Annotated in this window: 15 protein-coding genes and 1 tRNA gene; 3 read left to right on the forward strand and 13 right to left on the reverse strand. The window is 61.1% G+C overall.

Features of this window, described 5'->3' with window-relative positions; genetic code table 11:
• The 13 genes from AB5Y80_RS16945 to AB5Y80_RS17005 all read right to left on the reverse strand — a co-directional run.
• A partial coding sequence (locus tag AB5Y80_RS16945; protein WP_368173213.1) for a TIGR02642 family protein occupies positions 1 to 602 on the reverse strand: 602 nt, incomplete at its 3' end.
• Entirely contained in the window at positions 599 to 1,021 is a 423-nt protein-coding gene (locus AB5Y80_RS16950; protein WP_368173212.1) for a hypothetical protein, read from the reverse strand. The genes AB5Y80_RS16945 and AB5Y80_RS16950, both read right to left, overlap by 4 nt.
• A complete protein-coding gene (locus AB5Y80_RS16955) occupies positions 1,018 to 1,335 on the reverse strand; it encodes a Ref family recombination enhancement nuclease (protein ID WP_324037918.1) in 318 nt (105 codons plus the stop codon). Before AB5Y80_RS16955 ends, AB5Y80_RS16950 begins: the two co-directional genes overlap by 4 nt.
• Entirely contained in the window at positions 1,332 to 1,775 is a 444-nt protein-coding gene (locus tag AB5Y80_RS16960) for a recombination protein NinB (protein WP_368173229.1), read from the reverse strand. Before AB5Y80_RS16960 ends, AB5Y80_RS16955 begins: the two co-directional genes overlap by 4 nt.
• Before the next feature lie 2 nt (positions 1,776 to 1,777).
• Entirely contained in the window at positions 1,778 to 2,005 is a 228-nt protein-coding gene (locus AB5Y80_RS16965) for a hypothetical protein (RefSeq protein ID WP_368173230.1), read from the reverse strand.
• Positions 2,002 to 2,295 carry a hypothetical protein gene (locus AB5Y80_RS16970; RefSeq protein WP_368173231.1) on the reverse strand — a complete coding sequence of 98 codons (294 nt, stop codon included), beginning with the start codon at positions 2,293 to 2,295 and terminating at the stop codon, positions 2,002 to 2,004. The genes AB5Y80_RS16965 and AB5Y80_RS16970 overlap by 4 nt, the downstream gene beginning before the upstream one ends.
• A 78-nt stretch (positions 2,296 to 2,373) precedes the next feature.
• Positions 2,374 to 2,676 carry a hypothetical protein gene (locus AB5Y80_RS16975; protein ID WP_368173232.1) on the reverse strand — a complete coding sequence of 101 codons (303 nt, stop codon included), beginning with the start codon at positions 2,674 to 2,676 and terminating at the stop codon, positions 2,374 to 2,376.
• On the reverse strand, positions 2,663 to 3,334 hold the full coding sequence (locus AB5Y80_RS16980; RefSeq protein WP_064339877.1) for a replication protein P: 672 nt from the start codon (positions 3,332 to 3,334) through the stop codon (positions 2,663 to 2,665). Before AB5Y80_RS16980 ends, AB5Y80_RS16975 begins: the two co-directional genes overlap by 14 nt.
• Positions 3,334 to 4,251 (reverse strand): replication protein, encoded by a 918-nt coding sequence (locus AB5Y80_RS16985; RefSeq protein WP_368173233.1) that lies wholly within the window; start codon positions 4,249 to 4,251, stop codon positions 3,334 to 3,336. The genes AB5Y80_RS16980 and AB5Y80_RS16985 overlap by 1 nt, the downstream gene beginning before the upstream one ends.
• 62 nt (positions 4,252 to 4,313) lie before the next feature.
• Positions 4,314 to 6,224 carry a DNA cytosine methyltransferase gene (locus AB5Y80_RS16990; protein WP_368173234.1) on the reverse strand — a complete coding sequence of 637 codons (1,911 nt, stop codon included), beginning with the start codon at positions 6,222 to 6,224 and terminating at the stop codon, positions 4,314 to 4,316.
• Between the two features lie 210 nt (positions 6,225 to 6,434).
• Positions 6,435 to 6,653, reverse strand: a complete 219-nt coding sequence (locus AB5Y80_RS16995; RefSeq protein ID WP_210601766.1) for a hypothetical protein — start codon at positions 6,651 to 6,653, stop codon at positions 6,435 to 6,437.
• Between the two features lie 4 nt (positions 6,654 to 6,657).
• The gene (locus AB5Y80_RS17000; protein WP_114522630.1) at positions 6,658 to 7,047 is read right to left on the reverse strand and encodes a hypothetical protein; all 390 of its coding nucleotides are present in this window, start codon (positions 7,045 to 7,047) and stop codon (positions 6,658 to 6,660) included.
• A 41-nt stretch (positions 7,048 to 7,088) separates the two neighbouring features.
• The gene (locus AB5Y80_RS17005) at positions 7,089 to 7,304 is read right to left on the reverse strand and encodes a Cro/CI family transcriptional regulator (RefSeq protein ID WP_180911589.1); all 216 of its coding nucleotides are present in this window, start codon (positions 7,302 to 7,304) and stop codon (positions 7,089 to 7,091) included.
• A 53-nt stretch (positions 7,305 to 7,357) separates the two neighbouring features.
• Between AB5Y80_RS17005 and AB5Y80_RS17010 the strand changes: the two genes are divergently transcribed.
• The 3 genes from AB5Y80_RS17010 (at position 7,358) to AB5Y80_RS17020 (ending at position 8,995) form a co-directional block, all read left to right on the forward strand.
• The gene (locus AB5Y80_RS17010; protein ID WP_341722482.1) at positions 7,358 to 8,056 is read left to right on the forward strand and encodes a helix-turn-helix transcriptional regulator; all 699 of its coding nucleotides are present in this window, start codon (positions 7,358 to 7,360) and stop codon (positions 8,054 to 8,056) included.
• A gap of 396 nt (positions 8,057 to 8,452) precedes the next feature.
• Positions 8,453 to 8,527 (forward strand) — tRNA-Pro (locus tag AB5Y80_RS17015).
• Positions 8,528 to 8,749: 222 nt separating this feature from the next.
• Positions 8,750 to 8,995: a hypothetical protein gene (locus AB5Y80_RS17020; RefSeq protein WP_106887162.1), complete on the forward strand. Its 246-nt coding sequence runs from the start codon at positions 8,750 to 8,752 to the stop codon at positions 8,993 to 8,995.
• Positions 8,996 to 9,093 lie beyond the last annotated feature (98 nt).

The following is a 9,093-nucleotide window of genomic DNA, read 5'->3' on the forward strand; positions in this document are numbered from 1 at the left end:
CGCATCTCCTGCCCGAACCGGCGCGCGACCATATCGGCATGGGGTACCACTCGCCCGGTGCCGTGGCACTTCGGGCACTCGTCACCCTTGCGGGGGCGGATACCAGTCCCTTTGCAGTGCGGGCAGCGGCCGGATTGCAGCATCTCGGCGACACAGTGGTCGTGGGCGAGAGACAAGATCGCGTTCCGCTCGGCCAGAAGGCGCTGGTACTCGTGGCCATTGCCACCGCGGTGAGCTCGCTTGGCCTTCTCCATCACCACGGCGGCCCGGCGGCGCTCCTTGTCATAGTGCGGGTGAGACAGCACCAAGTGCTCCAGCTGCTCAGACAGGGGGCGGCGCAGCAGGATAGCCATGGCCATACCACCGGCCTCTTCGCAGCCCAGCGTGGTGCTGAAGTGCGTCAGCAGCGAAGCCAGTGCCTGCTCGTCCCCCAGGTGGTCGGCCATGAGGAACTGGAGCCCTTGCGGGTTGCTCTTTGCGGCCACCTGCAGGGCTCCCAGAAACTCCTCTCTCCCCAGCGTGCTGGAGCGACCGGACGAGGGTTCATGTAGTGCACCTTTCGGCGAGAAAAGGCGCAGAGCCATTTCGATAGCGTGGGTCATGGTTTGGTCCTCTGGTCTGGGTCCTGATTGAAAGCGGCGAGCAGCCAAGCGCGCAACTGGCAGGATTTGATGTGTTCCGGGGTAACTTCCAGCACGGTCCACCCGAGCAAGGTGGCCTCGTTCATCTTGGTCCGGTCCTCTACGAACCCCCTCCCCCGGGTGTGCCGGCCACCGGAGTGGATCCCGCCATGGATTTCGAGGGCGAGCTTCTGCTCCTCCCAGGCGTAGTCGAAGCGCCATTTGCGCTTGGGGTGGAACAACAGCTCGGTGGCCGGGTCAGGGAAACCAACAAGCTGGGCCAGCACCTTGTCGTGCAGGGAAGTGACCTGCTGGGCCTTGCGCACCAGCTTGGCTGCGCTCCTGACCTTCGGGCTGCGACCCAGCAACCGGGCCGCATCGAGGGCGGTGAGGTGGATCATGCAGCCCTCCCGATGGTGTTCTTTCGCAGTTCGGTGACTTCTCTGGCCACCTGCTCCAGCAGGGTCTCCTCGCTGCCGTGCTCTTGCTGCCAGGAACGCGGGGCGGCGTGGAACCCTGTGGGGTAGCAGGCACGATGATGTCGCGGGCAAAGCGGTAGCACCCGGGTGTGCTCGGCGCGCTGGGCCACGCCAGACCCAGAGCGCACGTGATGGATTTCCGCTGGCGTGGCACCATACCCGGCATTGCGGCAAGCGATACAGCCGAGCGAGCTCACATCATCCAACCACTGCTTATCAGCCTTGGTCTTGCTCATGCCGCCGCTCTCCCGTAGGCCGCCACCCAGTCGAAACCTCGGCGGGATTCATCCCCGAACTTCACGCCCTGCTCAGCGCCAAAAGCCTGGGCGAGCTCGATGAGGTCGCGCATCTCGCGCACGGTCATCTTGGAGGTGGACTTGCCCAGCACCACGAAGCCGTCCCCGTTGAGGTTCGGCACCACGTCCTGCTGGTACAGGGCGGCGCTGAGCACATGCTTCCAGTCCTCCTTGGCGAGCTTGCGGCCGTGCCAGTTGACCTGCTCGGCGATGTCGGTCATTACCGCCCAAAACAGAGCGTTCTGGGCCAGGCTGCGGGTCATCTCCTTGATTTCGATAACCAGCGGCTTGTCCTGGTCAACCGGCAGGCTTGCTACCAGTTGGCAGGCGCGGGCCCGGATTTCCGGGCTGCGCAGGAAGTGCTTTGGATATTCGCTCACCTTCACCCCCGCTTGGCTTGGTTGCGGCGACGGCGGGCGGCGCGTTTGGTGGCTCCGAACCGGTCATTGCGCGGGTTCGATGCTGGCCAGCTGCGGTTTTTCAGTGCGATTGGCGAGCGAGAAGGACCAACCCAGGCACGCATGCCGGCCAGCATGGCAAGGCGAACCTGCAAGCGCAGTGGGGCGCCGAGCTGGCGAGCCATGCTGAACGTGGTGGAGAACAAGCTCATGCCGCCACCGCCTTGGCTGCAACGGCATCGGTGGTGGGGAACGGGGTCAGGTGGTAATGCCACACCTGCTTGCCGTCGATAGTCTGGTTGCTGGAGTGCTTCTCCCAGCCGTGGCAGCAGACTTCGCGCAGTCTGGCGCTGATGGCGGCCTGGGTGTCAGCGTGGCCGTAGCGGCTCCAGCACTCGCGCTCGATGTCGCGCAGGGTGCGGGCCTTGCCGTCGCTCATGACGGCGATAACACGCCCCAACTGGGTCGCGATGGATAGATCTCGGGTATGCGGTTTGGTCATGGTCTGGGTCCTTTGGTTACTCAAAGCCGGGTGGTCTAGGTCCGGCACTGGCAATGGTAAGGGGCGCTACCCCCTGTGTCACTGGTTGGCAAGGCCCTCCCCTTCTAAGTTATCCACAGCCCCAAACGAAGCATCGCACCGCAACACCAGCACTGGCGCGGCTCTCAGCCGTGCGGCTTCCTCCGCCACTCGCTCCGGCGTCGTGCTCTGCACCAACCAATGCCCTGCGCCACGCTGCTGATCGGTGTATCCCAGCGCATCGATCTCGTCGGCCACCTCGAGCTGCATCCGTTCCCCACACCAGCCCCGCACAGCGGAGTAGATCACCACCCGACAGAACTTCGCAGCCACGACTGCGGCACTCACATCAGGATTGAACATTGGCCAGCCCTCCCCGCTTGAACAGCGCCTTCAGGCTCTCCACGCCGCGCTGGCCGGTCTGCTGGTAAAACTCGGGGCTGTGCTGGATCTGCTCCCTGGTCGGCAGCCCCTTGCGCACCTGGGCCCCCAGGTCCTCCCCGGCGACAACACGACGAAGCAACTGCGCGTAGGCCTGCTCGAACACAGGGCGGTAGGCGTCAAGGCTCAACGTCTGGCGCTCCCAGCTCGTCGCCTTGGCCGCAAGTTCCACCGCAGGATGGGTAAACCGGCGGGTTCGCACTTCGACCAGTGCAGTATCCAGCGTCGGCAGCCCCAGCGACTCCGGTGTGATCTGGCACCACCGGATAAACCTGCTGGTGCTCGGAAACCACTCTCCACCCTGGCTGCGTGCAGTGCGCATTCCCTGGCTCAGCTGATCACGGCTGGTGCAGTTGGCCTCGACCAGCGCCACGGTCCACTCTCGCAACGCCCTGGCTTGCATCTCGGGATTGGGGAAAGCCCGCTGCCAAGCAGGAAAGATCACCTTGAGCTGCTCGAACAGCTTGGCGACCACCTGGGTATCCTGCTCGGTTACCACCGCAGCCACCGGGCGAACCGGCACGGTCGGCAGCTCGCTCGGCATGCTGGCCAGGACCTCACTCAACGGTTTCATGGTCATCAGTACCCCTCCTGAATCAACTGGTTGAGCTTGTCTGCGGTCATGGTCTTGGTCAGATCCCACTCGTCGCCGCGCGCTGGCTGGCGCACCACCCCGGCACGTTTGGCGGTGAGCTTGTCCCACTGCTTGCGCAGAGTCTTGGGGCACAGCACGTTGGCTGACCAGAACGGGTCGAGGTTGGCCCACTTGAACAGCGAGCAGATTTCGTGATGGGTGTACCCCAGTTGGGTGCGCATCAGGCGGATATCGTTCGCCCACTGCGCCCAGTTGGGGGCCTTGGCCGTCGGGTTCACCACGAGCACCTTGCCGTGGATGAACTCGGCTGCGGTCAGGTCGTCCTGAGTTCCCCAGAATTTGCCACTAGGGGTCTGGATGGCGGCATCGGGTCGGACCTTCTCGGCGGGAGGAGAAACCGACTCATCGCCCCCAGCGTCGGGGAGCGCGTCAGCGTTCTTCGACGAAGAGATCTTTATCTGTTCCTTTCTTTTGTAGTTTTCTTTTGTTGTGGACGGATTTCCGTGATTCGAATCTCGGATTTCCGTGATTTTATTCACGGATTTCCGTGATGCTTTCACGGATTTCCGCGCGGCATCTCTGGACTCAATTTTGTCCGAAATCCATTCAGAAATGACCTTGTTTACCGCCACCATGAAGAAGATGCCACTCCCCCGCTCTATCTTCAGGATGTTGCGCTTCTCCAGCTCCACCACCGCATCCTTGATGCGATTACTATGAAGGCCTGTCAGCTCAGCCAGATAACCGGTATGAACGCGATCCTTCGCCTTGCGGTAGCCATAGGTTTGACGGATTACCGCCATTACCACCTGACTCTGCGTGCCGCTCATTTTGGTGCGCATCAGCGCATCCAACAGCTCATTGGCAACACGGGTGAACCCATCATCAAGATCTGCGACCACACGGGCCTCCTTCTGAGGGGGGTTATGTGGGGCACTGGGCCCCGGGAATTTGATAACGGCGCTCACGCTGCCTCCTCCTGCGCATCTGCGCACATCTCAGGCAGATTGGCGCGCACTAGGGCGGCAGCCAGTGGCGGGCAAACAGCATTGCCACAGCGGGCCACCTGCGCGGTTTTGGTGAACTTCTTGCCGGTGGCGTCGTGGTCGATCACGTAGTCGGCCGGGAACCCTTGGGCCGCGAACAGCTCGTGCGGCTCCAGCATGCGCATCCCGATATCGACGATCTGGTAATCCTCGCCGCGCACGGTGACCAGACCGAACCGATCCCGGGTGGTCACGGTATGCAGTGGCTCGGAGCAGGGGATGGCCGAATCTGTCCCGTAATACTTGAGCAGGAAGGCCCGAACTTCACCGATATGCAGCCCGCCGGCGGTAACGGTGGGCATGGGTTCGGTTACTTGCTGGCCGTGCTGGCAGGTGCCGCGCAGTTTTACCAGGTGGCTGGTCACCAGAGCATTGTGGTCAACGGTGGTGACGGTCGGTAGCGGCTGGGTCAGCTCGGCACCCACGACGCCTGTGTAATGCTTGGCTAGGAAGGCGGTGACCAACTGGCTCTTGTCGGCCTTGGCCATGACAGTCCCCAAGGGGTCTTCCACTGACTGGCCGACAGAGTTGCCGAACTGGCGAGCGATAAATTGAGCAGATAAATTGCCGTTATAGCTCCAGCTATCGTCCGGGCAAGCAGCCTCTACCTGGGTTAAAGTTGCCGGCTTCCTGTTGATGCCCTCCCCACAGTCACAGCCAAGTTCATGTTTGTCCTGATATATGTTGTGGCAAACGCCACACTCAAACCACGTATCTGCAAATTGTTGCAACTCCAGCGATACCAGGGCGAAGTGCCCTCCTTTAACCTCGGCGCAGATGGTACGCAGCGGCTCATCCGCAGGCATGTTGCGCTGATTGCTGGCGTTGGCGAACTCGGTGATGAAGGGGGCGAGCTTCGGGATGCAAATAGCCCCTTGCGATCCCTGAGCCGTAACAGTCCAAAGTGGCTGGTCTATCCCACGGACGCGGGGTTGCTGCCCCTCACGTTCGCCATTCCGAGTGTTCACGATGAACGGCTCGGCGGCGTCGATGACGAACCGCTCCACCCCCTTGGCAATCCGGCGCATCGTAGCCTCGGCCAGTGGCCGCTTAACGTTGAGCCCTTGGGCTTTGGCTTCTTCTTGGGTGAGGAAGATGCTGGGGCACGGGATTGACCAGTCGATGATGTCAGCTGCGGTCCGCCACGGCAGCAGCTTCCCGGTTTTCACCTCAGCACTGGCGGGATCGCCATGGGTCGGCTTAGGCCACACGATGGGGGCGCCATCCCGGCGAGCAATCAGGAACAGGCGCTTGCGGATAGTGGGGGTGCCGTAGTCACAGGCGCGCAGTTCGCGCCACTCCACTCGGTATCCCTGGCGGCGAAGGGCGTTGATGAAGCTGTTGAAGGTGCGACCCTTCTTGGCCGGGTCCGGGCGAGCGTTGCCCTCAGAGTCGATCAGCAGCGGGCCCCAGGTCTGAAACTCCTCTACGTTCTCCAGCATGATCACCCGGGGGCGTACCGTGGCGGCCCAGCGCAGAGTGACCCACGCCAAGCCCCGGATCTTCTTGCTGACCGGGGTCGAGCCCTTCGCTTTAGAGAAATGCTTGCAGTCTGGGCTCAACCAGACGAGCCCGACCGGGCGGCCCGCCACTACATCGCGCGGCACGATATCCCACACCGATTCGCAATAGTGCTCGGTGTCAGGGTGGTTGACGGTGTGCATGGAGATCGCGTCTGGGTCGTGGTTGATGGCGATCTCCGGGCTGCGGCCCAGTGCCATCTCGATCCCGGTAGACGCCCCACCGCCACCGGCGAAGTTGTCCACGACGATCTCGTCGAACAGGTTGAAGGTGTGGCGGCAGATTGAGGCGACTTGTGACTTACGCATGGGGCACCTCCTGCTCGGTGTACTCACAGGCGGGGCACTCATAGGTGTAACCGTCAGTGCCGGATCGCAGCTCACTGCCGCACTGAGGGCAATGGTCGAGGTCATGCGGCAAAGAGTGCGGCAAGGGGTGGCCCCCATGGGCCATGGTTGAATTGGTCATTGTTGGGTCCTGTGGTGTTGCTGCCCGGTGGTGAGGCGGGCAGGTACTGCCTATGCGCTGGGTTGTGCCTCGGCACGTTCAAGGGTGCGGGCTTCGAGCTCGCGGGCCAGACGAACAGCCTGACGGTCGGTGCCGGCTGCGTGAGCGGTCGAGATCAGCGGCTCGTCGAGGGCCAGGGCCAGTTCGTGCATGACGGCCTTCAAGACGATGTTGTCCCGATCACTGACATGCTGGGATGCCGGGCGCGGCGGACGGTGTTGCATAGTCATGGGGTTACCTCCCGAGGACGAAGTTGATGAGTTTTTGCAGGGGGCGCAGGGGGCGCTCCTCGTTATAGGCGGTCTCGTCTTCTTGGCTGAACTGGAGCAGGCCGCGCTCGGGCAGGCCGGAGCCCTCCAGGATCTCCTCGACGGTCACGGGCGGAAATCCCTGCTCGAGCAAGCTCCGATTGGCCCGTTTGACGGCCCTCGCCAAGATGCCGGGCTCATGCTGAGATATGGCCTGGAGCAGGATCAGCAGCGAGGTGCGGGCAAATGCGGTTTCAGTCATGCCACACTCGGCGCCGACTTCCTGCCATACCTGGCGCTGGGCTGGGGTGCCACGTACTCGCAGCGGGGAGCGGGTGCTCATATTTTCATGATCGGGGAGCGTTACTCTTCCCATGGGGTTGGTCCTCTGTGTTGGATAGAAAAGCTGGCCGGTGGTCAGGCGGCCTGCTGGGTAGAGTGGTCCTGCTCCTTGATCAGGGGGTAATCCTCCAGGCCCAGCCGCAGCTCGCCGTTGCTGGCGATGACAAAGCTGACTGCATGCTGGGCAGGGATCACCTCCCCCCACTTCACGGCAAGACTACGGGAGATGCCGATCGCTTTCATGGCGCGGGCCATATTGCCGAAATAGCCGATTACTTCATGTTTCTTCATTGGTCTGGGTCCTGTTCATGGTGACATGCAAATGGTGTCCTCTATAGAGAACGATGTCAACCTTCTTCGTCGCCCAAAGTGATCGGCCAAGGAATTACAATTTAGTCTCTAAAGAGAACAAGGGGTTATTGATGAAAACTTTCGGGCAACGCCTTGAGGAAAAGCTGCAAGAGCTGAATATCAGCATGTCTGAGCTTGCGCGCCGTACCGGTTTATCCAAGAGCGTGATTAGCAACACCATCAATAACCCGAATCGTGAAATGCGAGTGTCATCCCTGATTTCCATTGCCAGGGTGCTCAAGGTTGATCCCATATGGCTATACACCGGCCGCAGCAGTGGTGATCTGCTGAACGACATTCAGTTCAACTCGGATAAGGTGCCGGTCTGGACCCTGGCTGACGTGGGAAATCTGGCAACGGATATGCTGCCGAACATGGATAGCGGGCGGTATGTGGTGGCTGAGAACCAAAGTCACAGCATCGCCATCGAGTCTACAAACGATCATCTCTCAAAGTCTGGCATTGTGGCCGGAGATATCTGCATATTCAGCCTCGCCGATCGCACCCCAGAAGAGGGCGCAGTAATGCTGATTAGGCTGGAAAAGAGCGGCCAAGCACGCCTGCTAAGGGCGATGTCAGGAATTGATGGGTGGGTTTACGGTGTAGATGATCCTAGGCTTGGCACAGTGACATCCAGTGAGGCTATCGTGCTTGGTAAGTTGTCTGAACTGAGGCGCAGCGAAATCAAGTAACACTCCCTTCCCCCCCTACCGTCACACTCTTACACTTCCCCGAGCCCGCTTTTGCGGGTTTTTTGTTGCTCAAAAAAAATATCGTTTATTTTAGAGATCGACATTGACCAGTCGTTCACTAAAGATTACGATTCTCTCATCGTCCTCTTGAGAGAACGACCAAGACCAAAACAACAAGGGGCAGCGTGGAAGGCGGCCAATCGTGGTGAAGGTCTTGGGAAGGGTGACAAGGGGTAATGAGGCGGCACCTGTCATCGATTCCGCCTAGTTCGTAACAGCACGCGATGGCGCGCCTATCCGAACCGAGCTTGCTGGAAGGTGAGCGCACAACGAACCGACCGGGCTACAGCCTTTAACTGGATGCTAGCGGTCGCCGGATCAGGTAACCGGCAACATCGGAGATTAGGCAAGCGGTATGCCACCTCATTTGGGATGAGGGCTTCACAGGTTCGATCCCTGTATCTCCGACCAAATTTCGACAACCAGCAACAGGACCCGGCCCCTGACCAGGGCAGAAGTGAGGCGCCTGACCAGCGCGTAAGAACGACAAAGCCCGCACAAGGCGGGCTTTGAAGGACTGGGGTACCACCCCAATCGGATGTTGCCAGGGGACCAACCCTAGCAACAGGACCCAGCATGACGAATCACGTGGGAATTAGCGAGGACCAACTCGCCAATAGGAGTGAATGTACCATGACCAAGCGCATTTTTTCCAGGGCCGCGAAACGTGCAGACCAGATTGTAACTGCCATCGCTGACCGCCTTAACGGCAACGCCGCCCGCCGCCGAGCCATCAAGCAGCGCCTGCACCTGGCCATGATGGCCACCGAGCAGCACCACATCGTCGCCGCCCGCGCAGCCCAGAAGCGCACCGCCGGCATCACCAAGCACAGCGCCCTCCTCCACTGGCGGGCCGAGTTCCACCGCAACGCCATCTGACCCGGGTCTGGCGCTTCCCTCATAGCGCCGTAGCCAAAGCCTCTTTCTCAAGCACCGCAAGGATGCTTTGGCTTCGCTCACGCCAAATTCGGCTGGGC

Source organism: Aeromonas sp. R2-1, assembly GCF_040908425.1.
Taxonomy (GTDB): Bacteria; Pseudomonadota; Gammaproteobacteria; order Enterobacterales; family Aeromonadaceae; genus Aeromonas; species Aeromonas caviae.

Excerpts from the sequence above, each read along its gene's own strand:
- AB5Y80_RS16980 (WP_064339877.1), bottom strand. The coding sequence starts at position 3,334 with ATGACCATGAAACCGTTGAGTGAGGTCCTGGCCAGCATGCCGAGCGAG.
- AB5Y80_RS17020 (WP_106887162.1), top strand. The coding sequence starts at position 8,750 with ATGACCAAGCGCATTTTTTCCAGGGCCGCGAAACGTGCAGACCAGATT.
- AB5Y80_RS17005 (WP_180911589.1), bottom strand. The coding sequence starts at position 7,304 with ATGAAGAAACATGAAGTAATCGGCTATTTCGGCAATATGGCCCGCGCC.
- AB5Y80_RS16995 (WP_210601766.1), bottom strand. The coding sequence starts at position 6,653 with ATGACTATGCAACACCGTCCGCCGCGCCCGGCATCCCAGCATGTCAGT.
- AB5Y80_RS16975 (WP_368173232.1), bottom strand. The coding sequence starts at position 2,676 with ATGTTCAATCCTGATGTGAGTGCCGCAGTCGTGGCTGCGAAGTTCTGT.
- AB5Y80_RS16965 (WP_368173230.1), bottom strand. The coding sequence starts at position 2,005 with ATGAGCTTGTTCTCCACCACGTTCAGCATGGCTCGCCAGCTCGGCGCC.
- AB5Y80_RS17010 (WP_341722482.1), top strand. The coding sequence starts at position 7,358 with ATGTCAACCTTCTTCGTCGCCCAAAGTGATCGGCCAAGGAATTACAAT.
- AB5Y80_RS16990 (WP_368173234.1), bottom strand. The coding sequence starts at position 6,224 with ATGCGTAAGTCACAAGTCGCCTCAATCTGCCGCCACACCTTCAACCTG.
- AB5Y80_RS16955 (WP_324037918.1), bottom strand. The coding sequence starts at position 1,335 with ATGAGCAAGACCAAGGCTGATAAGCAGTGGTTGGATGATGTGAGCTCG.
- AB5Y80_RS17000 (WP_114522630.1), bottom strand. The coding sequence starts at position 7,047 with ATGGGAAGAGTAACGCTCCCCGATCATGAAAATATGAGCACCCGCTCC.
- AB5Y80_RS16970 (WP_368173231.1), bottom strand. The coding sequence starts at position 2,295 with ATGACCAAACCGCATACCCGAGATCTATCCATCGCGACCCAGTTGGGG.
- AB5Y80_RS16950 (WP_368173212.1), bottom strand. The coding sequence starts at position 1,021 with ATGATCCACCTCACCGCCCTCGATGCGGCCCGGTTGCTGGGTCGCAGC.